At 74.0% G+C, this 25,674-nt stretch carries 23 protein-coding genes and 1 pseudogene; 22 read left to right on the plus strand and 2 right to left on the minus strand.

Features of this window, described 5'->3' with window-relative positions; translation table 11 throughout:
- The first annotated feature begins 127 nt into the window (after window positions 1–127).
- From FA014_RS06730 to FA014_RS06785, 12 genes are all read left to right on the plus strand, one after another.
- On the plus strand, window positions 128–634 hold the full coding sequence (locus tag FA014_RS06730; RefSeq protein WP_154728927.1) for a hypothetical protein: 507 nt from the start codon (window positions 128–130) through the stop codon (window positions 632–634).
- Between the two features lie 41 nt (window positions 635–675).
- Window positions 676–1,545 (plus strand): F0F1 ATP synthase subunit A, encoded by an 870-nt coding sequence (gene atpB, locus FA014_RS06735; protein ID WP_419178378.1) that lies wholly within the window; start codon window positions 676–678, stop codon window positions 1,543–1,545.
- Window positions 1,546–1,648: 103 nt separating this feature from the next.
- On the plus strand, window positions 1,649–1,903 hold the full coding sequence (atpE, locus tag FA014_RS06740; RefSeq protein ID WP_276509384.1) for an ATP synthase F0 subunit C: 255 nt from the start codon (window positions 1,649–1,651) through the stop codon (window positions 1,901–1,903).
- Entirely contained in the window at window positions 1,900–2,484 is a 585-nt protein-coding gene (locus FA014_RS06745) for a F0F1 ATP synthase subunit B (RefSeq protein WP_154728928.1), read from the plus strand. The genes atpE and FA014_RS06745 overlap by 4 nt, the downstream gene beginning before the upstream one ends.
- On the plus strand, window positions 2,484–3,296 hold the full coding sequence (locus FA014_RS06750; protein WP_154728929.1) for a F0F1 ATP synthase subunit delta: 813 nt from the start codon (window positions 2,484–2,486) through the stop codon (window positions 3,294–3,296). The genes FA014_RS06745 and FA014_RS06750 overlap by 1 nt, the downstream gene beginning before the upstream one ends.
- 79 nt (window positions 3,297–3,375) lie before the next feature.
- Window positions 3,376–5,004, plus strand: coding sequence for a F0F1 ATP synthase subunit alpha (gene atpA, locus FA014_RS06755; RefSeq protein ID WP_154728930.1), 1,629 nt, complete (start codon window positions 3,376–3,378; stop codon window positions 5,002–5,004).
- 3 nt (window positions 5,005–5,007) lie between these two features.
- On the plus strand, window positions 5,008–5,901 hold the full coding sequence (locus FA014_RS06760; RefSeq protein WP_154728931.1) for a F0F1 ATP synthase subunit gamma: 894 nt from the start codon (window positions 5,008–5,010) through the stop codon (window positions 5,899–5,901).
- Between the two features lie 65 nt (window positions 5,902–5,966).
- A complete protein-coding gene (atpD, locus tag FA014_RS06765; protein ID WP_154728932.1) occupies window positions 5,967–7,451 on the plus strand; it encodes a F0F1 ATP synthase subunit beta in 1,485 nt (494 codons plus the stop codon).
- Window positions 7,452–7,513: 62 nt separating this feature from the next.
- Window positions 7,514–7,795, plus strand: coding sequence for a F0F1 ATP synthase subunit epsilon (locus tag FA014_RS06770; protein ID WP_154728933.1), 282 nt, complete (start codon window positions 7,514–7,516; stop codon window positions 7,793–7,795).
- A gap of 16 nt (window positions 7,796–7,811) precedes the next feature.
- The gene (locus tag FA014_RS06775; RefSeq protein WP_195969187.1) at window positions 7,812–8,234 is read left to right on the plus strand and encodes a DUF2550 domain-containing protein; all 423 of its coding nucleotides are present in this window, start codon (window positions 7,812–7,814) and stop codon (window positions 8,232–8,234) included.
- An 18-nt stretch (window positions 8,235–8,252) separates the two neighbouring features.
- Window positions 8,253–8,948 (plus strand): endonuclease NucS, encoded by a 696-nt coding sequence (gene nucS, locus FA014_RS06780; RefSeq protein ID WP_154728935.1) that lies wholly within the window; start codon window positions 8,253–8,255, stop codon window positions 8,946–8,948.
- A gap of 47 nt (window positions 8,949–8,995) precedes the next feature.
- Window positions 8,996–10,258, plus strand: coding sequence for an N-acetylglucosamine-6-phosphate deacetylase (locus FA014_RS06785; RefSeq protein WP_154728936.1), 1,263 nt, complete (start codon window positions 8,996–8,998; stop codon window positions 10,256–10,258).
- Window positions 10,259–10,288: 30 nt separating this feature from the next.
- On the opposite strand, the gene FA014_RS06790 is transcribed toward FA014_RS06785, so the two are convergent.
- Window positions 10,289–11,305, minus strand: coding sequence for a LacI family DNA-binding transcriptional regulator (locus FA014_RS06790; RefSeq protein WP_154728937.1), 1,017 nt, complete (start codon window positions 11,303–11,305; stop codon window positions 10,289–10,291).
- A 393-nt stretch (window positions 11,306–11,698) separates the two neighbouring features.
- Here FA014_RS06790 and FA014_RS06795 point away from each other — a divergent pair, with 393 nt between their 5' ends.
- The 9 genes from FA014_RS06795 to FA014_RS06835 all read left to right on the plus strand — a co-directional run bounded on the left by FA014_RS06795 (window position 11,699) and on the right by FA014_RS06835 (window position 22,056).
- Window positions 11,699–12,748, plus strand: coding sequence for a LacI family DNA-binding transcriptional regulator (locus FA014_RS06795; protein WP_195969188.1), 1,050 nt, complete (start codon window positions 11,699–11,701; stop codon window positions 12,746–12,748).
- 71 nt (window positions 12,749–12,819) lie between these two features.
- Window positions 12,820–14,130, plus strand: a complete 1,311-nt coding sequence (locus FA014_RS06800; protein WP_154728939.1) for an ABC transporter substrate-binding protein — start codon at window positions 12,820–12,822, stop codon at window positions 14,128–14,130.
- 70 nt (window positions 14,131–14,200) lie between these two features.
- Entirely contained in the window at window positions 14,201–15,169 is a 969-nt protein-coding gene (locus FA014_RS06805) for a carbohydrate ABC transporter permease (RefSeq protein ID WP_154728940.1), read from the plus strand.
- A complete protein-coding gene (locus FA014_RS06810) occupies window positions 15,169–16,092 on the plus strand; it encodes a carbohydrate ABC transporter permease (RefSeq protein ID WP_154728941.1) in 924 nt (307 codons plus the stop codon). The genes FA014_RS06805 and FA014_RS06810 overlap by 1 nt, the downstream gene beginning before the upstream one ends.
- Window positions 16,093–16,110: 18 nt before the next feature.
- Window positions 16,111–18,384 carry an alpha-xylosidase gene (gene yicI, locus FA014_RS06815; RefSeq protein WP_154728942.1) on the plus strand — a complete coding sequence of 758 codons (2,274 nt, stop codon included), beginning with the start codon at window positions 16,111–16,113 and terminating at the stop codon, window positions 18,382–18,384.
- A gap of 194 nt (window positions 18,385–18,578) precedes the next feature.
- Window positions 18,579–20,033 (plus strand): glycoside hydrolase family 1 protein, encoded by a 1,455-nt coding sequence (locus FA014_RS06820; protein ID WP_154728943.1) that lies wholly within the window; start codon window positions 18,579–18,581, stop codon window positions 20,031–20,033.
- A gap of 83 nt (window positions 20,034–20,116) precedes the next feature.
- Complete coding sequence (locus FA014_RS06825) at window positions 20,117–20,428, plus strand: hypothetical protein (RefSeq protein ID WP_154728944.1); 312 nt, start codon at window positions 20,117–20,119, stop codon at window positions 20,426–20,428.
- Window positions 20,429–20,452: 24 nt separating this feature from the next.
- Entirely contained in the window at window positions 20,453–21,283 is an 831-nt protein-coding gene (locus FA014_RS06830; RefSeq protein ID WP_154728945.1) for an alpha/beta hydrolase, read from the plus strand.
- A complete protein-coding gene (locus tag FA014_RS06835) occupies window positions 21,280–22,056 on the plus strand; it encodes an alpha/beta fold hydrolase (protein WP_154728946.1) in 777 nt (258 codons plus the stop codon). Before FA014_RS06830 ends, FA014_RS06835 begins: the two co-directional genes overlap by 4 nt.
- Window positions 22,057–22,134: 78 nt before the next feature.
- Here FA014_RS06835 and FA014_RS21005 read toward each other — a convergent pair whose 3' ends face one another.
- Window positions 22,135–24,579 (minus strand): hypothetical protein, encoded by a 2,445-nt coding sequence (locus tag FA014_RS21005; RefSeq protein WP_154728947.1) that lies wholly within the window; start codon window positions 24,577–24,579, stop codon window positions 22,135–22,137.
- A 208-nt stretch (window positions 24,580–24,787) separates the two neighbouring features.
- Here FA014_RS21005 and FA014_RS06845 point away from each other — a divergent pair.
- Window positions 24,788–25,674 (plus strand): annotated as a pseudogene (locus FA014_RS06845) (hypothetical protein); the annotation flags it as partial.

A 25,674-nucleotide genomic window follows, 5' to 3' on the forward strand; every position in this document is an offset into this window, starting at 1 on the left:
CGCGCCGCCACGCCTGGCACGCGCCGTCCCCCGGACCCGCCGTCGCGGGCGGCCACGCCGTCGCCGGACCCGCCGCCGCGGCGCACCCCCTGACCCGCCTGACCGACGCCGACCCGAGGACGGACCGATGACCGACCCCACCACCGAGCCGACGCCCCGCCGCGGGGACAGCCCCGAGGTGGCCGCCGTGTTCCGCCGCGCGCTGCGCGACATGATCTGGCTGGTCGCGGTCGTGACCGTCGTCGGCGTCGCCGTGGGCTGGCTGGTCGCCGGCCTGCCCGGCGTGTGGGGCGCGCTGATCGGCGCCGCCATCGCCCTGGTGTTCTCCGGGACGACGACGCTGTCGATGCTGACGACGGATGCGTCGGCCCCCGGCCGGATGATGGCCGTCATCATGGGCACCTGGCTGGGCAAGCTCGTGGTGGTGATCGTGGTGCTCGCGGTGCTGCGCGGCATGGACTTCTACGACCGGTACGTGCTCGCCGTGGTCGTGGCGGTCGCCGTCATCGGCTCCGCGCTCCTCGACTACCGGGCGGTCGCGCGGGGCAGGGTCCCCTACGTGTCGCCCCCTGGTGCTGGGTCGAAGGTCCCGAATGGGGACGAGCCGGACGGGTCGACCCGTTCCGTAGGCTAGGCTTCCAGCCGAACCACCCACGACGGCCGGGTCCCGGCGCGGTGACCCGCACCTCGAGGCACCCGACGCCGCGAGCCTTCGACCTACAGGAGACTGCTCTGTCCAGCCTTGCGACGATCCTGCCGCTCGCTGCCGAAGGCGAGTCCGGGTTCCACAAGCCGTCGATCGCGGAGTTCTTCCCCCCGGCCATCTGGTTCGAGGGCACGATCTTCGAGATCAACCGCATCCAGGTCGTGCGCTTCGTCGCGGTCGCGGTGCTGCTGACCATCATGGTCATCGCCGCGCGCCGGGCCCGCCTGGTGCCGCGCCGCGGCCAGAACATGGCCGAGATGCTGCTCGACTTCGTCCGGATCAACGTCGCCCAGGACATCCTCGGCAAGGAGAAGGCGCCGAAGTACGTCGCGCTGCTCACGACGATCTTCTTCGCGATCTTCGCGTTCAACATCACGGGCGTGATCCCGTTCCTCAACATCGCGGGCACCTCGCTGATCGGCCTGCCGGTCATGCTGGCCCTGTGGGTCTACGTGATGTACCTGGGCGCCGGCGTCAAGGCGCACGGCGTGGGCGGCTTCCTCAAGAGCAGCCTGTTCCCCCCGGGCGTGCCGTGGCCGCTGTACATCCTGCTGGCGCCGGTGGAGTTCCTGCAGGTGTTCGTCCTGCGGCCCGTCACGCTGGCGATCCGGCTCATGGCCAACATGGTCGCCGGGCACCTCATGCTGGTGCTCTGCTTCTCGGCCACCCAGTTCCTGCTGTTCGAGGCGAGCGGCGGCCTGAAGCCCTTCGGCGCGCTCACCCTCGCGGGCGGCTTCGCGATCACCCTGTTCGAGGTGTTCGTCGCCGCGCTGCAGGCCTACATCTTCGTCGTCCTGACGGCCGTCTACCTCAGCCAGTCGGTCGAGGACGAGCACTGACCTGATCTGACCAGCACCACCCCACGGGGGCCTCGACGGGCCCACGTCACTGAGCGACCGCCGGCCGACCGGTCGGCGGCCAAACGGAAGGAACGAGCACAGCGTGTCTCTTCTCGCGGACCCCAGCGTCATCCTTGCGGCCGAGAACGCCATCTCGGGCAACATCGCGACCGTGGGCTACGGCCTCGCGGTTCTCGGCCCGGGCATCGGCCTCGGCATCCTGATCGGCAAGACCGTCGAGGGCATGGCGCGCCAGCCCGAGGTCGCCGGCCAGCTCCGGACCACCATGTTCATCGGCATCGGCTTCGTCGAGGTCCTCGGCCTCCTCGGCCTGATCACCGGCTTCCTGTTCTCGTGATCGCAGCCGCGCTCCCCGCGGCGAGCGTCCTGGCCGCGGAGACCGAAGAGGTCGAGGGCTGGCGCCTGCTCATCCCCGCGGGCTACGACATCCTGTGGTCGTCGGTCGTCCTGATCGTGATCGGCCTCGTCTTCTACAAGCTCGTGCTGCCCAAGTTCCAGGCGGTGCTGGACGAGCGCACGGAGAAGATCGAGGGCGGCCTCGCCAAGGCCGCCAGCGCCCAGGAGGAGGCTGCCGCCGCCAAGGCGGAGTACGAGCAGCAGCTCCAGGACGCCCGCGCCGAGGCGGCGCGCATCCGCGAGGACGCGCGCTCCGAGGCCGGCCAGATCGTCGCCGAGGCGCGCGAGAAGGCCACCGCCGAGGCGGCCCGGATCGCCGAGACGGCCCAGCGCCAGATCGAGGCCGAGCGCCAGCAGGCCGCCGTGTCGCTGCGCGCGGACGTCGGCTCCCTGGCGACCGAGCTCGCGTCGAAGATCGTCGGCGAGTCGCTGGAGGACGAGGCGCGGCGCTCGCGCGTCGTCGAGCGGTTCCTCGACGACCTGGACGCGCAGACCACCGCCACCGCGGGTAAGGGGAACTGATGCGAGGGACGAGCCGGGCGTCGCTGGCCGCCGCGGAGAGCCGGTTCGCGCCGGTGCTGCGCGCGGCCGGTGGCGAGGGTCTGCTGCTCGGCGAGCAGCTGTTCGCGCTGGTCGACGCGCTGGACTCGTCCGGCTCGCTGCGGCGCACCCTGACCGACCCGTCGGCCGCCGCCGAGGCCAAGGCCGCGCTGGTGGCCCGGCTGCTGACCGGCGCCGACCCCCGCGTGGCCGAGGCCGCGCAGGGGCTGGTGCGGGCGCGGTGGTCCGCGGAGGACGACCTCGCCGACGCCGTCGAGCAGCTGGCCTTCTCGGCCGTGCTCGCCTCGGCGGAGGCGGACGGCACGATCGAGCAGGTCCAGGAGGAGCTGTTCCGGATCGGCCGCGCGCTCGCCGGTCAGCGCGAGGTGCGCCGCCGGCTGTACGACGACACGCTGCACGGCCAGGTGCGCGGCGAGCTCGTCGACCGCCTGCTCAACGGCACGGGCGCCCCCGTCACCCGGGTGCTCGCGCGCCGGGCGGCCGTGGCGCCGCGCGGCCGCCGGTACGTGGCGACGCTGGGCCACCTCGGCGACCTGATCGCCGAGCGCCGCAGCCGCACGGTCGCCACCGTGACCAGCGCCGCGGACCTCGGCACCGCCCAGCGGGCGCGGCTCGCGGAGATCCTCGGCCGCGCGTACGGACGCGAGATCCAGGTGCAGGTCCTCGTGGACCCGCACGTCCTCGGCGGCCTGCGCGTGCAGCTCGGTCCCGAGGTGATCGACGCGACCGTGCTCGCACGGCTCGCGGACGCCCGTCGACGACTTGCCAGCTGACGGGCCCCGGGCCCGTCACGACCCCCCGACCCACGTGGTACTGCACGCCCCCGGCGTGCTGCACGACAGGAGAGATGCCATGAGCGAGCTGCAGATCCGGCCGGAGGACATCCGCGCCGCGCTGGACAGCTTCGTCACGACGTACGAGCCCAACGGCGCCGCCGCCGAGGAGGTCGGGCGCGTCACCCTGGCCGGCGACGGGATCGCCCGCGTCGAGGGGCTGCCCGGCGCGATGGCCAACGAGCTGCTCCGCTTCGAGGACGGCACGCTGGGCCTCGCCCTCAACCTCGACGTGCGCGAGATCGGCGTCATCGTGCTCGGTGAGTTCACCGGCATCGAGGAGGGTCAGGAGGTCCGCCGCACGGGCGAGGTCCTGTCCGTCCCGGTGGGCGACGCCTTCCTCGGCCGCGTGGTGGACCCGCTGGGTCAGCCCATCGACGGCATGGGCGACATCGAGCCGGAGGCCCGGCGCGCGCTCGAGCTGCAGGCCCCGGGCGTGATGGCCCGCAAGTCGGTGCACGAGCCGCTGCAGACCGGCATCAAGGCCATCGACTCGATGATCCCGATCGGCCGCGGCCAGCGGCAGCTCGTCATCGGCGACCGCCAGACCGGCAAGACCGCGATCGCGATCGACACGATCCTCAACCAGAAGGCCAACTGGGAGACGGGCGACCCGGACCAGCAGGTCCGCTGCATCTACGTCGCCATCGGCCAGAAGGGCTCCACGATCGCCGCCGTCCGCGGCGCGCTCGAGGAGGCCGGCGCGATGGAGTACACCACCATCGTCGCGGCGCCCGCGTCCGACCCGGCGGGCTTCAAGTACCTCGCGCCCTACACCGGCTCGGCCATCGGCCAGCACTGGATGTACGGCGGCAAGCACGTCCTCATCGTGTTCGACGACCTGTCGAAGCAGGCCGAGGCGTACCGCGCCGTGTCCCTGCTGCTGCGCCGCCCGCCGGGCCGCGAGGCGTACCCGGGCGACGTGTTCTACCTGCACTCCCGTCTGCTGGAGCGTTGCGCGAAGCTGTCCGACGAGCTCGGCGGCGGCTCGATGACCGGTCTGCCGTTCATCGAGACCAAGGCCAACGACGTCTCGGCGTACATCCCGACGAACGTCATCTCGATCACCGACGGCCAGATCTTCCTGCAGTCGGACCTGTTCAACGCGGACCAGCGGCCCGCGGTCGACGTCGGCATCTCGGTGTCCCGCGTCGGTGGCGCCGCCCAGGTCAAGGCGATGAAGCAGGTCTCCGGCACGCTGAAGCTGGACCTGGCGCAGTACCGGTCGCTCGAGGCGTTCGCGATGTTCGCGTCCGACCTGGACGCCGCGTCCCGCGCGCAGCTGACCCGTGGCGCCCGCCTCATGGAGCTGCTCAAGCAGCCCCAGTACTCGCCGTTCCCGGTCGAGGAGCAGGTGGCGTCGATCTGGGCCGGCACCAAGGGCAAGCTGGACGACGTCCCGGTCGCGGACGTCCGCCGGTTCGAGACGGAGCTCCTGGACCACCTGCGCCGCAACACCGGCGTGCTCAGCACGATCGCGGAGACGGGCAAGCTCGGCGACGACCTGGAGGCCGAGCTGTCCTCCGCCGTCGACGAGTTCCGTCAGGGCTTCCTCAAGGGTGACGGCACGCCGCTGGTCGGCGCCGAGCAGCCCGAGGACGAGACGCCGGTCGAGCAGGAGCAGATCGTCCGGCAGAAGAAGGCCTGACGCATGGCCGGACAGCAGCGGCTCTACCGTCAGCGGATCAGGTCGACCCAGTCGCTGAAGAAGATGTTCCGCGCCCAGGAGCTGATCGCGGCGAGCCGCATCGGCCGCGCCCGGGACCGGATGGCGTCGGCGTCCCCGTACGCCCGCGCCATCACCCGGGCGGTGTCCGCCGTCGCCACGCACTCGGACGTGACGCACCCGCTGCTCGCGGAGCGTCGCGACACCGACCGCGTGGCCGTGCTGCTCATCTCCTCGGACCGCGGCATGGCGGGCGCCTACTCGGCGTCCGTCATCCGCGAGACCGAGCGGCTGGTCGAGCGGCTCGAGGGCGAGGGCAAGGAGGTCGCGCTCTACGTGAGCGGCCGCCGCGCCGAGTCCTACTACCGGTTCCGCGGGCGCCGCCTCGCGGCGGTGTGGACCGGGCAGTCCGACGCCCCGACGTCCGACCTGGCGGAGGAGATCGCGAGCACCCTGCTCGAGGCCTTCGCCGCCGACGCGGCCGACGGCGGCGTGGGGGAGCTGCACATCGTGTCGACGCAGTTCGTCAACATGGTGAGCCAGCGCCCGCAGGTCATCCGGATGCTCCCGCTCGAGGTCGTCGAGGGCATCGCCCCCGCCGGCGAGCACGAGGCCCTCCCGCTGTACGACTTCGAGCCCGACGCGGCCGAGGTGCTGGACGCGCTGCTCCCGCGGTACGTGCGCACCCGGATCTTCGCCTGCCTGCTGCAGGCGGCGGCGTCCGAGCTCGCGGCCCGGCAGCGCGCGATGCACACCGCGACCGAGAACGCCGAGGACCTCATCCGCACGTACACGCGGCTGGCGAACCAGGCCCGCCAGGCCGAGATCACCCAGGAGATCAGCGAGATCGTGTCGGGCGCCGACGCGCTCGCCTCCTGAACCGCCCGACCGCACGACCCGAACCAGCCCGCCGGACACCGGCGGACGACCGAAGGCAGGCAGACATGACCGCGACCACCGTCGACGCGAAGGACTCCACGGCCACGCCGGGCGTGGGCCGCGTCGCCCGTGTGATCGGGCCCGTCGTGGACATCGAGTTCCCCGCGGACCAGATCCCCGACATCTACAACGCGCTGACCGTCGACATCGACCTGTCCACGCAGGGCGAGGGCGAGGCCGCCGGCGGGTTCACGATGACCCTGGAGGTCGCGCAGCACCTCGGTGACTCGCTGGTGCGGGCCATCGCGCTGAAGCCGACCGACGGCCTCGTGCGCGGCGCCCAGGTCACCGACACGGGTGCGCCGATCTCGGTGCCCGTCGGCGACGTCACCAAGGGCCACGTGTTCAACGTGACCGGCGAGGTGCTCAACCTGGCCGAGGGCGAGCGGTTCGAGGTCACCGAGCGCTGGCCGATCCACCGCAAGCCGCCGGCCTTCGACCAGCTCGAGTCGAAGACGCAGATGTTCGAGACCGGCATCAAGGTCATCGACCTGCTGACGCCGTACGTGCTCGGCGGGAAGATCGGCCTGTTCGGCGGTGCGGGCGTCGGCAAGACGGTCCTCATCCAGGAGATGATCCAGCGCGTCGCGCAGGACCACGGCGGCGTGTCGGTGTTCGCCGGCGTCGGCGAGCGCACCCGCGAGGGCAACGACCTCATCGTCGAGATGGAGGAGGCGGGCGTCTTCGACAAGACCGCCCTCGTCTTCGGCCAGATGGACGAGCCGCCGGGCACGCGTCTGCGCGTCGCCCTGTCCGCCCTGACGATGGCGGAGTACTTCCGCGACGTGCAGAAGCAGGACGTGCTGCTGTTCATCGACAACATCTTCCGGTTCACCCAGGCCGGCTCCGAGGTGTCGACGCTGCTCGGCCGCATGCCGTCCGCGGTGGGCTACCAGCCGAACCTGGCCGACGAGATGGGCGTCCTGCAGGAGCGCATCACCTCGACGCGCGGCCACTCGATCACCTCGCTGCAGGCGATCTACGTGCCGGCGGACGACTACACCGACCCGGCCCCGGCCACGACGTTCGCGCACCTGGACGCGACGACGGAGCTCTCCCGGGAGATCGCGTCCCGCGGTCTGTACCCCGCGGTGGACCCGCTGGCCTCGACGTCCCGCATCCTCGACCCGCGGTACGTGGGCCAGGAGCACTACGACGTCGCCACCCGCGTGAAGTCGATCCTGCAGCGCAACAAGGAGCTCCAGGACATCATCGCGATCCTCGGCGTCGACGAGCTGTCGGAGGAGGACAAGACGGTCGTGGCGCGGGCGCGCCGCATCCAGCAGTTCCTCTCCCAGAACACCTACATGGCGGAGAAGTTCACCGGCGTCGTGGGCTCCACGGTCCCGGTGTCCGAGACCGTCGAGGCGTTCGCGAAGATCGCCGACGGCGAGTTCGACCACATCTCGGAGCAGGCCTTCTTCAACATCGGCGGCCTCGAGGACCTCGAGCGCAACTGGGCCCGCATCCAGAAGGAGTACGGCGTCTGACCCAGGCGTCCGTCGCTCCACCCGCCCCCCCGATCCACCCCCTTCCAGGAGGTTCTCGTCCCATGGCCCAGCTCGAGGTCGACCTCGTCGACACCGACGGCACCATCTGGTCCGGTGAGGCGCGTCAGGTGAGCGCCCCCGCCTCGGACGGCGAGATCGGCATCCTGGCCGGGCACACCCCGGTCCTCTCCGTGCTCCGGCGCGGGGAGGTCCGGGTGATCGAGGCCGGCGGTTCCGTGCACCGGTGGTCGGTCGAGGGGGGCTTCCTCTCCGTCGACGGCGACCAGGTGACCGTCGTCGTCGACGCGGCCGAGGCGGTGGCCTCCGGCACGTCCGGTCGCTGACGCCGGCGGGCTGGCGGTGACCGGGCACCAGATCGCGTTCCTCGCGCTGCTGCTCGTCGTGGCCGCGCTCGTCGTCGTGGGTCTCGGGCTGTCCCGGTGGAGCAGCCTGACCCGGCGGGTCGGGTCGTTCCGGTGCTCCCTGCGGGTGCGCGGCCGGTGGTCGCGCGGCATCGCGCACTACGGCGCCCGGCACCTGTACTGGTGGCGGCTGCGGTCGCTCGCCCCGCGCCCCGAGCAGGTCTGGTCCCGGAGCGGCATGGAGGTGCTGGACCGCACCGCCGTGGACGCTACGGTGGTCGGCGGGCCGTACCTCGTGCGGTGCCGCGTGGGCGGACCGCGGGGCGCCGAGGAGGTCGAGCTCGTCATGACGCCCGAGGCGTACGCCGGGCTCACGTCCTGGCTGGAGGCCGCCCCGCCGGTCGCGCACCACGTCATCTGACCCGCGGAGGTCCATCCCATGCGCCTGCTCGTCGCGCGCTGCTCGGCCCGGTACAGCGGCCGGCTCAACGCCCACCTGCCCCTGGCGACCCGGCTGGTCGTGGTCAAGGCGGACGGCTCGGTGCTGCTGCACTCGGACGGCGGCTCGTACAAGCCGCTGAACTGGATGAGCCCGCCCTGCACCCTGCGCACCGAGGACGCCTCGGGCGAGGCCCTCGAGCGGGGCGTGGCCCAGGTGTGGACCGTGCAGCACACCAAGAGCGACGACCGCCTCGTCATCGAGGTGCACGAGGTGCTGCACGACTCCGACCACGACCTGGGCGTCGACCCGGGGCTGGTCAAGGACGGCGTCGAGGCGCACCTGCAGGAGCTGATGGCCGCGCAGATCGACGTCCTCGGGGCCGGGCACACCCTGGTGCGCCGGGAGTACCCGACGGCGATCGGGCCGGTCGACATCCTCGCGAAGGACGCGGCGGGGGCCACGGTGGCCGTCGAGATCAAGCGCCGCGGCGACATCGACGGCGTGGAGCAGCTGACCCGCTACCTGGAGCTGCTCAACCGCGACCCGCTGCTCGCGCCGGTGCGGGGCGTGTTCGCGGCCCAGGAGATCAAGCCGCAGGCGCGCGTCCTGGCCACGGACCGCGGCATCGCGTGCCTGGTGCTCGACTACGACGCCATGCGCGGGGTCGACGACGTGGACTCCCGGCTGTTCTGACCCCCGGGCGGCCACGCGGGGTGCGCGGCGTGCGCCATGATGGGGCGGTGACCACCGCCGCCACCGCCACCGCCGACGTCGTCCTGCGCGGGGAGGTGGTGACGCCGACCGAGGTCCTGCCCGACGGGGCCCTCGCGCTGTCCGCGGGGCGGATCGCGTGGGTCGGGCCGGCGGCGCAGCTCCCCGGCCGGTGGGCCGACGACCTGCCGCCCGCGCCGGCTCCCGGCACCACGCTGCTGCCCGGCCTGGTCGACCTGCACGACCACGGCGGCGGCGGGTCGAGCTTCCCGGACGCGACCACCCGCGACGAGGCCCTGGTGGCCGTGCGCGAGCACCTGCGGCACGGCACCACGAGCCTGGTCGCCTCGCTCGTCACCGCCCCGCGGGACGTGCTGCTCGCCCGCGCCGCCCTGCTCGCCGACCTCGTGGAGTCGGGCGACCTCGTCGGCATCCACGCGGAGGGCCCGTTCCTGTCGGTGGACCGGTGCGGGGCGCAGAACCCCGCGGACATGCTGGCCGGCGACCCGGCGCTCGTGGCCGACCTGGTCGCCGCCGCCCGGGGCCACCTGGTGACGATGACCGTCGCCCCCGAGGTGCCGGGCGTCGCGGACGGGGCGGGCGCCGGGGGCGGGGACGTGCTCGCGGCCCTGGTCGCCGGCGGCGCGGTGCCGTCGGTCGGGCACACCGACGCGGCCGCGGAGCAGGTGGACGTCGCGGTGCACCGGGCGCGCGCCCTCCTGACCGGGCGCCTCGGCGCGCCGGGCCGGTCGCCCCGGCCCACGGCCACCCACCTGTTCAACGGCATGCGCCCGCTGCACCACCGCGACCCCGGCCCGATCGCCGCCTGCCTGGCGGCCGCGGCGCGCGGCGACCTGGTGGTCGAGCTCGTCGCGGACGGCACCCACCTGGCCGACGGCACCGTGCGGGCGGTCTTCGACCTGGTCGGGCCCGGCTCGATCGCCCTGGTCACCGACGCGATGGCCGCGGCCGGCATGGCGGACGGCGACTACCGGCTCGGCCCGATGGCGGTCCGGGTGGGCGGCGGGGTCGCGCGGGTCCTCGCCGACGACGGCTCGGCCGGCGCGATCGCCGGTGGCACGGCGCACCTGCTGGACGTCGTGCGGACGGTGGTGCGCTCGGGGATCGGCCTGGTGGCGGCCGTGCGCTCCGCCGCGACGACGCCCGCGGAGGTGCTGGGCCGGCCGGACCTCGGCGCGCTGGCGCCGGGTCGGCGGGCGGACGTGGTCGTGACGGACGAGGACCTGGTTCCCGTGGCCGTCTACCGGGCGGGGCGGCTGGTCACGGCCTGACCGGCGCCCCGGGCCGCCCCCCGCGCGGGCTCAGGCCGCGGGGGAGCCCGCCGGTGGCGCGACGCTGCCGTGGTCGCTGTACGCGGGGGAGACCAGCCGGGTCTCGGCCGTGTCCTCCCCGGAGAGCCGCGCCATGACCATCTCCACCGCGATCCGGCCGATCCGCTCGCCCGGCACCTCGATGAGCGACACCGGCACGGGGAGCCCGGCCGCCATCTCGGCCGGGCTGACCGCGACGACCGACAGGTCCTCCGGCACCCGGAGCCCCCGCTCGGCCGCGCGGGCGAGCAGCCCGCCGAGCGCCGCCTCGTTGTGCACCACGAGCCCGGTCGTCCCCGGGTGCCGGTCGAGCGCGGCGTCGAGCGCGGCGGCGCCGCCGGAGAAGCTCGGCTCGGCCGGCACGACGTCGGCCTCGACCCCGCTCGACGCGGCCTGCTCGAGCACGCCCTGCCGCATGCGCACCGCGTAGTTCGCGCGGTGGTCGAGCCGGTCCTGGGACGCGCCCACGAGGACGACCCGGCGGTGCCCGTGCCCCGCGAGCTCCCGGACCGCGAGCCGCCCCGCCCCGGCGAAGTCCAGGTCGACGCAGCTCAGCCCCGTGGTGTCGTCGGGGACGCCGATGAGGATGCTCGGCAGCCCGAGGGCGCGCAGCGCGGGGAGCCGGGCGTCCTCCGACTCGATGTCCATGACGATGAGCGCGTCCGCGGTCGAGCTCGCGGCGACCCGGTCGATGCCCTGCGCGTCGTCCTGGGTGAGCACGAGGACGTCGTGGTCGTGCTCGCGGGCGGTGGTCACGACCCCGCCGACGAACTGCATGATGATCTGGACGTTGATCCCGGGCCGGAACGGCACCATCAGCGCGATCACGTTGCTGCGGCTGGACGCCAGGGCGCGCGCGCCCGCGTGCGGGCGGTACCCGAGGTCGGCGATCGCGCGCTGCACCCGGTCGCGCGTGGGGCCGGAGATGGTGCGCTTGCCGCTCAGCACGTAGCTGACGGTCGACACGGACACCCCCGCCGTGCGGGCCACGTCCCCGATGGTCGCCATCCGCCCAGGGTAGTGGGGGTGCGGGGCGTCGGTGCGCAGGTGGGCGGGCCGGTGGGCGGCGGGCCTCGCGGGCGGCCCGCCGTCAGCCCGCCGCAGGCGGTGGGCGAAGCGCTTCGCACTGTGCAAGCGATTCGATGACGGGACGGCTCCGCTCGCCCTCGGCCCCGAGCGCTGGTGGTCACGCCCGCACGATCCCGGGCCTTGACGTGGTACGGGCTGCCCCGCCTAGTATCGAAGCGATTCGACGAACATCGTGATCGATTCGAGACATCGAGGACTGGACGAGCTCGCGAGGGCGCGCCTACAGTGACGACCGCGCGAAGCGCTTCGACACCTCACGGACGAGGTGCCGCCACAGCCGTCGAGGGAGAGGGCCGCACGACGATGGTGACGATGCAGGACGTGGCACGCCGGGCCGGCGTCGCGCTGTCCACCGTGTCGGCCACCCTCACCGGCGCCCGTCCCGTCTCCGCGGCGACCCGCGCCCGGGTCGAGTCCGTCATGGACGAGCTCGGCTACCGCCCCAACGCGCTCGCCCGCGGGCTGGCCACCCGCCGGAGCCGGGTCCTCGCGCTGACCTACCCGGTCGCCGACTCGGGCCTGAGCCGCACGTCCGCCGAGTTCGTGCTCAGCGCCGCCGCCGTCGCGCAGGAGCGCGGCTACCAGCTGGTGCTCTGGCCGTTCGCCGCCGAGGACGCCGACGGGGTGCTCGACGTCGCCCGCCGCGGCCTGGCCGACGGCGTGCTGGTCATGGAGGTGCACGCGTGGGACGCGCGGGTCGCGGCCCTGCGCGGCGCCGGCGTCCCGGTGACGCTCATCGGGCGCACCGCGGACGACGCGGACCCGGACGTGCCCACCGTGGACGTCGACTTCGCGGCGACGCTGGCCGACGCGGTCGCGCACCTCGCGGCCCTCGGCCACCGCCGGATCGCGTTCGTGAACCACGCGGAGCGCCGCCTCGCCGAGGGTCACGGCCCGACCGTGCGCGCCGCCGCGGCGTACACCCAGGAGATGCTGGCGCGCGGGCTCGACCCGGTGCAGGTGTGCGCCGAGGAGTCCGTCGCCGGCGGCCGGGCGGCGCTGGCCGGCCTGCTCGACCGCGCCGCGGCCCCCACCGCGGTGATCACGATGAACGAGGACGCGACGTTCGGCGTGGCCGCCGAGCTCGCGGCCCGCCGCGTGGCCGTCCCCGCTGAGCTGTCCGTGCTCGCGGTGGTGTCCTCCCCGGCGGTCGCCGGGCAGACGGTGCCGCCCCTGACCACGCTGCACGCCCCCGGCGCGCAGCTCGGGCGGGCGGGCGTCGACGCCCTGCTCGCCCTGCTGGGCACCGGCGAGGTGCCCGCGCCCGTCCTGGAGCCGTGCCGGCTCGTGGACCTCGGCAGCACCGGCCCGGCGCCCCGCGGCGCCGAGGCGGGCGCGCTCGCCGCGGCCGGGACCCCCTAGACCGATCGACGACGGGCGCCGGCGACCGCCGGGGCCCGGACCACAGCAGGACTCGACGAGGAGGACGTGTGATGGCAGGACAGCGGAAGCGGTACGTGGCTGGCGCCCTGGCGCTCGCCCTGCCGCTCGCCCTGGCGGCGTGCGGCGGAGACAGCAGCGGCGGGGGCGGCGGCTCGGACGGCGACACGCTGACCGTCTGGCACTACGAGAACGAGGACTCGGCGATGGGCCAGGCGTGGGCCAAGGCCATCGAGATCTTCGAGGACGAGCACCCGGACGTCACGGTGAACGTCGAGAACCAGACGTTCGAGCAGATCCAGAAGAACGCGAAGATCTTCCTCACCGGTGACGACGTGCCGGACGTCATGGAGTACAACAAGGGCAACGCGACCGCGGGTCAGCTCGCCTCGCAGGGCCTCATCACCCCGCTGACCGAGGAGGCCGGGTCCCGCGGCTGGGACGAGACCCTCCCCGACTCGATCCAGACGACCGCGATGTACGACGAGCAGGGCCTGATGGGCTCCGGCGACTGGTACGGGGTGCCCAACTACGGCGAGTTCGTCGGCGTCTACTACAACCAGGACATGCTGGCCGCGCAGGGCATCGCGCAGCCGACGACGTTCGACGAGTTCGAGGCCGCGCTCGCCACGTTCAAGGCCGCGGGCATCACCCCGCTCGCCGAGGCCGGCGCGGAGTACCCGCTGGGCCAGCTCTGGTACGAGCTGGTGCTGCACTACGGCGACCGCGACCTGGTCGACGACTACCAGCTGTTCGCCGACGACGTCGACTTCCAGAACGAGGCGTTCACGCAGGCGACCGAGAAGCTCGACGAGTGGATCAAGGCCGGCTACATCGCGTCCGACTCGGCCGCGCTGACCGCCGAGGACATGGGCGTCTCGTTCATCAACGGCACCTACCCGATCATGGTCTCCGGCTCGTGGTGGTTCGGCCGCCTCGTCGAGGAGATCCCGTTCACCTGGACGCAGGCGCTGTTCCCGGACAACACGATGCACCCGGGCTCGTCCGGCAACCTCTGGGTCGTGCCGGAGAACGCCGCCAACAAGGACCTGGCGTACGACTTCATCGACATCACGCTGCGCCCCGAGGTGCAGGAGATCCTCGGCCAGAAGGGCGGCCTGCCGGTCGCCGGCGACTCGGCGTCCATCACGGACGAGAAGACCAAGGAGATGACCGAGAACTTCGAGTCGATCCTCTCCGAGGACGGCCTGGCGTTCTACCCCGACTGGCCGGTCCCGGGCTACTACGACGTGATCGTCAGCGAGCTGCAGTCGCTCGTCAACCAGTCGAAGTCGCCGTCCGAGGTGCTGGACGGCCTGTCCGCCGCCTACCAGGACGGCAAGACGGACCTGCTCGAGGGCTGAGCACCCGCACCCCCGCCCGGGCCGGCGGCGCACCCCGCCGGCCCGGGCGCCCCACCTCTCGAGGAGCCGCATGACCACCGTCGACCGCGCCGCGCCGCCGCAGGAGCCGCGCACCCGCGCCGCCCGCCGCGGCCGCCGTTCGCGCGACTGGGTCGGGTACCTGCCCTACCTGCTGCCCGGCCTGATCGCCTTCACCGTCGTCATCCTGATCCCGTTCGGGATGAACATCTGGTACAGCCTGCACAAGTGGAAGGGCGGCAACGCCCCGCTGCGCTGGTACGGGCTCGGCAACTACACCGACCTGCTCGCCGACGAGCAGTTCTGGACGTCGTTCCGGAACTCGATCGCGATGATCCTCGCGATGGTGGTGGTGCCGACCCTCATCGGCCTGCTGCTCGCCACCACGCTGTTCGACGTGCTCGGCAAGCGGTTCGGCCCGCGCGTGGCCTCCGTGCTGCGGGCCACCTACTACCTGCCGCAGATCCTGCCCGTCGCCGTCGCCGGCGTGCTGTGGAACTGGATCCTCAACTCCCAGACCGGCGCCGTCAACGTCGTCCTGCGGGAGATCGGCGTCGCGAACCCGCCCAACTGGCTGGGCTCGACGGACACCGCGCTGCCGACGGTCATGCTCGTGCTGATCTGGATCCAGATCGGCTACCCGGTCGTCATCTTCATGTCCGCGCTGCAGCGGGTCGACCCCGAGCTCTACGAGGCGGCCGAGCTGGACGGCGCCGGCTGGTGGCACCGGTTCCGCGCCATCACGATCCCGCAGATCAAGCCCGAGACGTTCGTCATCACGCTCACCTGCACCGTGGCCGCCCTGAAGGTGTTCGGGCCGATCTACGTGCTGACCCGCGGCGGCCCCGAGTCGTCGACCCTGGTGCCGTCGTACTACTCGTACCTGAACTTCTTCGACAAGTCGAAGGTGGGCTACGGCGCCGCGATCGCGAACGTCCTGACGGTCCTGATCATCCTGATCGCCGTCGTCATCATGGTGCTGCAGGCCCGCAGCGCCCGCCGTGAGGAGGAGGGTCGCTGATGGCCGCCCCGATCGAGACGCTGCCCGCCGGCACCGCCGTCGGCACGGGCCGCCCGGTCCGCCCGCCGCGCGCCCGGGCCACCGACACCGACCGCCGGCACCGCCGCGGCACCGCGCGCTGGTTCGTGCTCGCCGCCGCCGTGCTCGTCGCCGTGATCATGCTCGTGCCGTTCGTCATCATGGTGCTGAACGCGTTCAAGGCGCCGGCGGACTACTCGCAGAACGGCCCGCTGTCCTGGCCGGCGGAGTTCTACACCGAGGGCCTGCGGAACTTCTGGACGCGGGTCAACTTCCCCGAGAAGCTGGTCAACTCCGTCTGGATCTCCGGCGCGGTCGCGATCTTCGCCGTCGTGCTGTCGCTGTTCAGCGCGTACGCGCTCGGCGTCGGCCGCGTCAGGGGCCGGATGTGGATCGTCACCCTGTTCCTGCTCGCGAACATGCTGCCGCAGGAGGTGCTGGTCTACCCGCTGTTCCAGATGGCGCAGGAGGTGGGCCTGTCCAACAACCAGTGGTCGGTCATCATCATCTTCACGGTCATCCAGGCGGCCTTCGGCACGTACCTGCTGTCCTCGGTGCTCGGCACGTTCCCGAAGGCGCTGCTCGAGGCCGCGTCCCTCGACGGCGCGGGCCGGTGGCGGACCCTGTGGGGCGTCGTGTTCCCCGTGGTCCGGCCGACGCTCAGCGTCCTGCTGATCTTCTTCTTCATCTGGACGTGGAACGAGTTCTTCATCCCGCTGGTCATGCTCACGACCAACGCCACCCAGACCATCCCCGTGGCGCTCGCCTCGCTGCAGGGCGACCGCATGATGGACGCCCCCACGACCAACGCGGGCGCCCTCGTCTCGATGATCCCGGCGATCGTCTTCTTCCTCATCTTCCAGCGCACGCTGACCCGCGGGATCACCGCGGGCGCGGTCAAGTAAGGCAAGGGCAGCACATCCATGAAGTTCACCGACGGCTACTGGCAGACCCTCCCCGGCGTCACGGTGCAGCGACCGCGCGCGGTCGACGAGGTCGTGCTGGGCGAGCGCTCGCTCACCGCCTACGCCGGCACCGGCCGCCTCGCCACGCGCGGCGACACGCTCAACCACCCGCTGATCACCATCACGCTGGACTCGCCCGCCGAGGGGGTGCTCGGCGTGACGATCGAGCACCACCAGGGCGGCGTCGACCACGGGCCGGCGTTCGGGCTCGCGGACGCCGCGCCGCACGTCGTCGTCGCCGGGCCCACCGACGACGACCCCCGCGCCTCCCTCACCACGGGCAACCTCACCGCCCGGATCAGCACCACGGGGGAGTGGGCGCTCGACGTCGAGGTCGACGGCCGGGTCGTCACCGGCGCCACCTCGCGCGGCGTCGGCGTCATCACCGACGCCGAGGGCCGGCCCTTCGTCCGCGAGCAGCTCGGCCTCGGCGTGGGCGACCACGTCTACGGCCTGGGCGAGCGGTTCACCCCGTTCGTGAAGAACGGCCAGACGGTCGACATCTGGAACGCGGACGGCGGCACCTCGTCGGAGCAGTCGTACAAGAACATCCCGTTCTACCTGACCGACGCCGGCTACGGCGTGTTCGTGGACCACCCCGGGCACGTCTCGTTCGAGATCGGCTCCGAGGTCGTCTCGCGCACCCAGTTCAGCGTCGCCGGCCAGCGGCTGCGGTACTACGTCATCGCCGGCCCCGACCCGAAGGACGTGCTGCGCCGGTACACCGCGCTGACCGGCCGCCCGGCCGCCGTGCCGGACTGGTCCTACGGCCTGTGGCTGTCGACCTCGTTCACCACGGACTACGACGAGGCCACCGTCATGTCGTTCATCGACGGCATGGCCGAGCGCGGCCTGCCGCTGTCGGTGTTCCACTTCGACTGCTTCTGGATGCGCCGGTTCCACTGGTGCGACTTCGTCTGGGACCCGGCGACGTTCCCGGACCCCGAGGGCCTGCTCTCCCGGCTGCACGAGCGCGACCTGCAGGTGTGCGTGTGGATCAACCCGTACATCGCGCAGCGCTCGCACCTGTTCGCCGAGGGCGCCGAGCGCGGCTACCTGGTGAAGCGCGCCGACGGCTCGGTCTGGCAGTGGGACCTGTGGCAGGCCGGCATGGGCCTGGTCGACTTCACCAACCCCGACGCGACCGCCTGGTTCAAGGGCAAGCTCCGGGCGCTGCTCGACATGGGCGTCGACTGCTTCAAGACCGACTTCGGCGAGCGCATCCCGACGGACGTCGTCTGGCACGACGGGTCGGACCCCGAGCGGATGCACAACTACTACACGCACCTCTACAACAAGGCGGTCTTCGAGCTGCTGGAGGAGGTCAAGGGCGAGGGCGAGGCCGTGCTGTTCGCCCGGTCGGCCACCGCCGGCGGGCAGCAGTTCCCCGTGCACTGGGGCGGCGACTGCGAGTCGACGTTCGTGTCCATGGCGGAGTCGCTGCGCGGCGGGCTGTCGCTCGCGTCGTCCGGCTTCGGCTACTGGTCGCACGACATCGGCGGCTTCGAGGGCACCCCGGACGCCGCGGTGTTCAAGCGCTGGCTCGCGTTCGGCCTGCTGTCCTCGCACTCCCGGCTGCACGGCTCGTCGTCGTACCGGGTGCCGTGGGCGTTCGACGAGGAGTCGGTCAAGGTCACGCAGCGGTTCACCGAGCTCAAGCTGTCGCTGATGCCGTACCTGTCGGCGGTCGGGCGCGAGGCGCACACGGACGGGCTGCCGGTCATGCGGCCGCTGTTCCTCGAGTTCCCGGACGACCCGGGCGCCGCGACGGTCGACACGCAGTACGCGCTCGGGCCGTCGCTGCTGGTGGCGCCGGTGTTCACCGCCGAGGGCGACGTGGACGTGTACGTGCCGGAGGGCGAGTGGACCTCGCTGCTCGACGGCTCGACCGTGTCCGGCCCGCGGTGGCACCGGCAGCGGCACGGGTTCGACTCGCTGCCCGTGCTGGTCCGGCCCGGCACGCTGCTGCCGGTCGGCGCGCGCACCGACCGCCCGGACTACGACCACGCCGACGGCGTCACGCTGCGGGTGTTCGGGCTGGCGGACGGCGCCGAGGCCCGGACCACGGTCCGCGGCGCCGGCGGCGACGTGGAGTTCGTGGCGCGTCGGTCGGGCGCGACGGTCACCGTCGAGGCCACCGGCGCCGTCCCGCCCACGTGGCAGGTCGCGGCGGCCCTGGGCACGCCGCAGGCGGCCGAGGGCCCCCGCGCGGAGCTCACCCTCCCGCTCTGACGAACCCCCTGTCGCCGAGTCTCCGATCCGCGTCTCTGTCCGCCCCGCGCGACAGAGTCCGACATCGGAGACTCGGCGACGGCGCCCGCCGGGTCCGGGCGCGTGGGGGTGTCGCGGGAGCGCTCCCACGTTCGTGTATCGTATCGATTCGACATCGCCGTCCCGCGGCTCACCCCGAACCGAGGAAGCTCCTGATGACCACATCCCGCCCCTCCGGGCGCACGTTCCCCGCCGACTTCCTCTGGGGCTCGGCCACCGCGTCCTACCAGATCGAGGGCGCCGCCACCGAGGGCGGCCGAGCGCCGTCCATCTGGGACACGTTCTCCGCCCGCCCGGGCGCCGTGCTGAACGGCGACACCGGCGCCGTGGCCGCCGACCACTACCACCGGGTCCCGGAGGACGTCGCGCTGATGCAGTCCCTCGGGCTGCAGGCGTACCGGCTGTCGATCGCCTGGCCCCGGGTGCAGCCCGCCGGGTCGGGCGAGTGGAACGCCGAGGGCCTGGCGTTCTACACCGACCTCGTGGACCGGCTGATCGCCGCCGGCATCAAGCCCGTCGTCACCCTGTACCACTGGGACCTGCCGCAGGCCCTGGAGGACGCGGGCGGCTGGACCAACCGCGAGACGGCCTACCTGTTCGCCGACTACGCCCGCAAGCTCGCCGAGGTCCTGGGCGACAAGGTCACCGTGTGGACCACGCTGAACGAGCCGTGGTGCTCCGCGTACCTGGGCTACGCCTCCGGCGTGCACGCGCCGGGCCGCACCGAGCCCGCCGCCGCGCTGGCCGCCGTGCACCACCTCAACCTCGCGCACGGCCTCGCGGCGCGCGCGATCCGCGAGGTGCTCGGCGACGCCGCGCAGATCTCGATCACGCTCAACCTGCACGTGACCCGCGCCGCGTCGGACGCCCCGGAGGACGTCGCCGCCAAGCGCCAGGTCGACACCGTCGCGAACGAGGTGTTCCTGCAGCCGCTCCTCGAGGGCCGGTACCCCGAGAACGTGTTCGCGCAGACGGCCGCGGTGTCCGACTGGTCGTTCGTGCAGGACGGGGACCTGGAGATCATCCGGCAGCCGATCGACCTGCTGGGCGTCAACTACTACTCGACGGGCCGCGTGCAGCGGCTGCAGGGCGAGCCCGTCGTGGGCGACGGCAGCCCGGGCGTCGACGGGCACAAGTCGTCGGAGGTCAGCCCCTGGGTCGGCTGCGACGACGTCGAGTGGCTGCCGCAGCCCGGCCCCCACACCGCGATGGGCTGGAACATCGAGCCGCAGGGTCTCACCGACCTGCTGCTCGAGATGTACGAGCGGTACCCGTCCGTCCCGCTGGCCGTGACCGAGAACGGGGCGGCGTTCGCCGACGAGGTGTCCGCCGACGGCCGCGTGCACGACCTCGACCGGGTCGAGTACCTGCACGACCACATCGACGCCGTCGGCGCCGCGATGGACGCCGGCGCGGACGTGCGCGGCTACTTCGTGTGGTCGCTGATGGACAACTTCGAGTGGGCTTACGGCTACGACCGCCGGTTCGGCATCGTGCGGGTCGACTACGACACGCTGGAGCGCACCCTGAAGGACTCGGCGCTCTGGTACCGCGACCTGGTCGCGACCCGGACCATCGCGCCCGCGGAGACGGCCGCCGGGCTGTCCTGACGCCGGTCCCCGGGCCCACGCGCGCCGGAGGGCGGTTGCCGCACGGTGGCCGCCCTCCGGCGCGACGGGGGAGAATCTCCGGCGTGCCGTCCTCCCGCCGCTCCGGCAAGCGTCCCTACGCCGCGGAGCACGTCCCGCTCGACCTGGACCGGGTCCGCGGCGGGCGCACGTCCGAGCAGGCGCCCGACGGGGAGTGGACCGTGCAGCGCGTCGGCGGGTCCGACCGCACGTTCCGCTGCCCGGGCTGCGACCAGGAGATCGCGACCGGCACGCCGCACGTCGTCGCGTGGCGCTCCGACGGGCTGTTCGGTCCCGACGCGGCGCTGGCCGACCGGCGGCACTGGCACGCCGCGTGCTGGGCGGCGCGGCACCGGCGCGGCCCGACGCGGCGCTGAGACCCCGGACTACGCTCGACGGCGATGAACGCCGCAGCCGCCCCCACGCCCATCCGCTCGCTCACCGTCCTGCCCGCGCACCGCGAGGAGGTGGAGCTGCACACCGCCGACGGCCTCACGCTCGTCGGCGAGCTCGCGCTCCCGGTCGACGCCGACGGCACGCCGCGCACGCCCGCGGCGACGCTGGTCACGCTGCACCCGCTGCCGACGCACGGCGGGTACATGGACTCGCACGTGCTGCGCAAGGCCGCGTGGCGGCTGCCGGCGCTCGCCGACGTGGCGGTGCTGCGGTTCAACACCCGGGGGACGTCGAGCCCCCGCGGCACCAGCGAGGGTGCGTTCGACGGGGGTGTCGCCGAGCGGTTCGACGTGCACGCGGCGATCGAGCTCGCCGAGTTCCGCGACCTCCCGCACCCCTGGCTCGTCGGCTGGTCGTTCGGCACCGAGCTCGCGCTCATGCACGGCCTGGACCCCGCGGTCGAGGGCGCCGTCCTGCTGTCCCCGCCGCTGCACCGCGCCACCGACGCCGACCTCGACGCCTGGGACGCCGACGGCAAGCCCCTGGTGGTCCTGGTGCCCGAGCACGACGACTACCTGCGCCCCGCCGAGGCCCGCGAGCGGTTCGCCCGGGTGCACCAGGCCGAGGTGATCGGCGTCGAGGGCGCCAAGCACCTGTGGGTGGGGGAGCCGTACGTCCGCCGCGTGCTCGACGAGATCGTCCGGCACGTGCGCCCCGGCGTGCCGGTGCCGCTGCCGACCACCTGGGACGGGCCGAGCGAGCAGGCCGAGGCGCCCACCGTCCCGCAGTCGCCCGACGGCGAGGCCTTCGCCGGATCCGACCAGGAGGACGCATGACCGCCACCGCCGCGCTGCACCAGCCGCGACCCGGGACCGGGCTGCCGCTCGTGCTGCTGCACGCCTTCCCGCTCGACTCCCGCATGTGGGCCGACGTGGCCCCGCTCGTCGGCGGGCCCGTGCTCGCGGTGGACCTGCCCGGGATGGGCGCCGCCCAGGGCGTCGCGCTGCCGGAGCCGGCGCTCGAGGCGTCGGCCGACGCGGTGGCCGCGGTGCTGGCCGAGGCCGGGCACCGGCGGGCGGTGGTCGCGGGTCTGTCGATGGGCGGGTACGTCGCGCTGGCGCTCGCCGAGCGGCACCCGGACCTCGTCGCCGGGCTGGGGCTGCTCGACACCAAGGCGACCGCCGACACCGAGGACGCCCGCGCGAACCGGCTCCGGGTCGCCGCCGCGGTCGAGTCGGCGGGCACCGTGGACGAGGTCCTGCCGATGGCGACCGCGCTGCTCGGCGAGGCGTCCCGCGAGCGGCCCGAGCTCGTCGCGCGGCTGGAGGCGCTGATCGGGGCGCAGCAGCCGGCCGGGGTGGCGTGGTCGCAGCGCGCGATGGCCGCCCGCCCGGACCGCACCGCCGTGCTGGCGGACCACCGCGGGCCGGCGCTGGTGCTCGTCGGCGAGGAGGACCGGCCGACGCCGGTGGCCGAGGCGCGCGGCATGGCCGAGGCGCTCGGGGTCGAGGCCGTCGTGGTGCCGGGCGCCGGGCACCTCACCGCGGTCGAGGCGCCGCACGCGGTGGCGGCGGCGCTGGACGACCTGCTCGGGCGGGCGCGGGGCTGACGCTCCGCGTCGCGCGGGTGCCGGGCCGACGTGGCCGGCGGCGCCGGGCGGACGTGACCCACGGGCGCCGCGGGGTCGTCAGGCCGGGTCGTCGCCCAGCGCCCGGGCGAGCGCGACCGGCAGGTCCAGCGACTCGCCGTCCTTGCCGCCGGCGCCGATCACGAGCGGCGGGTCCTGCGGCTCCGGCCGCACCCCGCGCAGCCGCCCCGCCAGGGACGGCGGCACGGTCAGCACGTAGAAGCCGCCGTCCGTGCCCACCGCCACCGTGCGGTCCCGGCGCAGGTACCAGCCCTCCAGCGGCGTCCGGTACCGGCCGCGACCGCCGTACCCCTGGGCGTGCAGCGGCTCCGGCGCGACGCCGCGGTCGCGGGCGTCCGCGACGAACCGGGCGATCAGCTCGCGCGCGCGGGCCGACTCGGCCTGGCGCCGGGCACGCAGGGCTGCCTCGTGCGCGTCGACGGCCCTCGCGTCGGAAGGCGCGTCACCGGACGCCGAAGCGTCCGTCGCAGTGCCCGGGGCGGGCTCCGCCTCGGCGGTCGCCGCGTCGTCCTTCGCCCGGGCAGGAGCCGGGACCGCGGGGGTCGCGGCCGACACCGGAGCCGGCCGCGCCTTGCCGCGGGCCGGGCGCGCGGCCGGACGGGCCCCCTGCTTCGCGTCGAACTGCGCCTGCGCCGCGTCGGCCTTCTCGAGCGTCTGCCGGTTCGGGACCGGGTCGTGGCCGAGCAGGTTGCGCAGCTCGTCGAGGTAGGACGTGATCGACTCGCGCTGCCGGTTCAGGTCCTCGACCTGGCGCTGGGCGCTGGTGCGCTCGCGCTCCGACTCGGCCATGGCCTCGGACAGCGTCTTCTCGGCGTGCTCGCGGGCCTCCGCGACGACCCGGTCGGCGTTCGCCCGGGCGTTCGACAGCAGCTCCTTGGAGTGGTTCTGCGAGTCGACGCGGATCTTCTCGGCCTGCTCGAGCGCCTTGGCGACGCGCTGCTCGGCGTCGGCGGCGTGCGCCTCGGCGTCGGAGACCAGCTTCTCCGTCTCGGCGCGGGCGGTGGCGTGCCGCTCGGCGTCGGCGCGCTCGGCGGCCTCGCGCTGCGCGGCGATCTGCAGCTCGGCGTCGGCGAGCTGCTGGCGTGCCCGCGCGGTGAGCGCATCGGCCTCGGCGCGGGCCGCGGACCGGACCTCGTCGGCCGCGCGGGTCGCCTCGGTGAGCTGGCGCTCGACGTCCAGGCGGGTGGCCTCGCGGAGCTCGGCGACCTCCCGGTCGGTGCGCTCGCGCAGCTCGGCGGCGTCGCGCTCGGTGCGCTCGCGGAGCTCGGTCGTCTCGCGCTCGGCCAGCGCCCGGAGCGTGGTGGCCTCGTTCTCGGTGCGCTCGCGGAGCTCGGTCGTCTCCCGCTCGGCGGCGGCGCGCAGCTCGCTCGCGTACTGCTCGGACTCCGCGCGCAGGACGGCGAGCGCCTGCTCGGCCTCCTGGCGGGCCGCGGCGATCTCGTCGGCCACGGCCGCGCGCTGCTCCGCGGTCTCCCGGTCCGCGGTCGCCCGCACGAAGCCGGAGTACTGCTCGGCCTCCGCGCGCAGCGCGGTCGTCTCGGCGACCACGCGCTGCTGGGTCTCGGCCGCGGCGCGCTCCGCGGCCGACCGCACCGCGTCGGCGTGCGCGGCGGCGTCGGCGCGCAGGGCGCGGGACTCCTCGCTCGCGGCCTGGCGGGCCTCGGCGATCTCGGTGGCGGCCACGGACCGCTGCATCGCCGCCCAGCGCTCGGCCTCGGTGCGCAGCTCGGCCAGCTCCGCGGTGACCCGCTGCCGCAGCGCGGTCGTCTCCGCGTCGGCGGCCTGGCGCAGGTCCTGGTCGTACCGCTCGGCCTCCGCGCGCATCGCCGTCGTCTCGGCCTCGGTGCGCGTGCGCAGCTCCTCGGCGGCCTGCTCGGTGCTGATCCGGAGCTCGGTCGTCTCGCGCTCGACCGTCGCCCGCAGCGTGCCGAGCTCGCGCTCCAGCGTCGCGCGGCGCTCGCTCTCCTCCGTCTGGATCGCGGTCTGGATCCGGGCGGCCTCGCGCTCCGCCGACCCGACCAGCTCCTCCGCGCGCCGCTGCGCGCCGGTCAGCGCGCTCTCGGCCTCGGTGTGCGCCGTCGACCGCTCCTCGGTGGCCTCGCGGCGCGCGGTCGCGAGCATCTCGGCGACCTCGTTCTCGGCACGGGCGCGGAGCTGGCCGGCCGCGAGCCGCGCCCGGGCCAGCGCGTCGGACGCCTGGGCGTTCGCCTGCTGCACGACGTCGGACGACTGCTCCTCGGCGGACCGGAGCAGCATCTCGATCCGCGAGCCCAGGCCGGAGTAGGTGGGGCGCTCGGCCTCGCGGAGCTGGCGGTGCGCCTCGGACAGCTCGCCCGAGATCTGCAGCACCCGCTCGTCCATCGAGGCGACCTGGCTGCGGGCCTCCTGCAGCGCGCGCTCCAGCTCCGACAGCCGGGTGTCGACGGGTCCGCGGTCGTAGCCACGGAAGTTGACCACCGGGAAGGGCGTACGGTCGTCTGCCACGAAGTTCCTCCTGCGAGCGCGCGCGAGCGCTTGTGGGGACGGCCTCCGGGCGGGAGGCTCGGGGCGTCGGTCGGCCCGCGTCCGCCGTCCAGGGTATCGGCAGCGCCACCGGGCGGAACACCCGTCGCCGGGCCCGCGCGGGGCCCGATTTGCCCGGACCCCGAGGTGGTCCGCCTATCCTGGGACGTCACGTTCGAGAGGAAGATGCGTGCTCCAACGACTGATCGCCGCCGTCCTCGGTGTGCTCGGGGTCGCGGCCATCGGGCTCGGCGTCGCCTCGGCCACCGTCTGGCGGGCGGACGACCCGCTGGTCGCCACCGCCGCGCCCGGGGGCGGGACCCGGACCCTCGTGACCGACCCGGGCGTGCTCGAGCTCGCGGGGGACCCCGTGACCGTCACCGTGCACGCCGACGGTGCGCCGGTGGTGCTCGCCGTCGGGCGGGACACGGACGTGACCGCCTGGGTGGGGGACGACCCCTACGAGCGGGTCACCGGCCTGTCCGACTGGCACACGCTCGCCACCACCGCCGGCCAGGACGCCGCGGAGCCGACGGCGAGCCCGTCCGGCCCGGCGACCGAGGCGTCGCCGTCACCCTCCGCGAGCGACGACGCGAGCGCGGCGGCCACGCAGGCCGCCGACCCCACGGGCAACGACATGTGGGTCGCCGAGGTGGCGGGCGACGGGTCCGCGACGCTCGACTGGCCGGCCCAGGAGGGGCGCTGGTCGCTGCTCGCGGTGAGCCTGGGGGACACCGCCCCGGTGCTCGACCTGTCCTGGCCGCAGACCGTGACCACTCCCTGGCTGTGGCCGGGCGTCGCACTCGGCGTCCTGCTGCTGGCGGTCGCCGCGATCCTGCTCGTGCGCATCCTGCGCGAGCGGCGCGAGGGCCCGGACGCCGGGTGGACCGACGTCAGCACCGGGATGCTCGCGACCGTGCCGCTGCCCGGTGCGGCGGGCACGCCCGGTGCGGGCGCACCCGCGGCCGGGACGCCGACCGGGGCCGTCCCGGTGGGCACGGTCACCCCCGGCGTGCCGCTGACCCGCCGGCAGATCCGCGAGGCCGAGGCCGCCGCCGCTGCGGCGCGCAGGCGCGG

The sequence above is a fragment of the Cellulomonas hominis genome (assembly GCF_005239125.1).
GTDB classification, from domain to species: Bacteria; Actinomycetota; Actinomycetes; order Actinomycetales; family Cellulomonadaceae; genus Cellulomonas; species Cellulomonas hominis_A.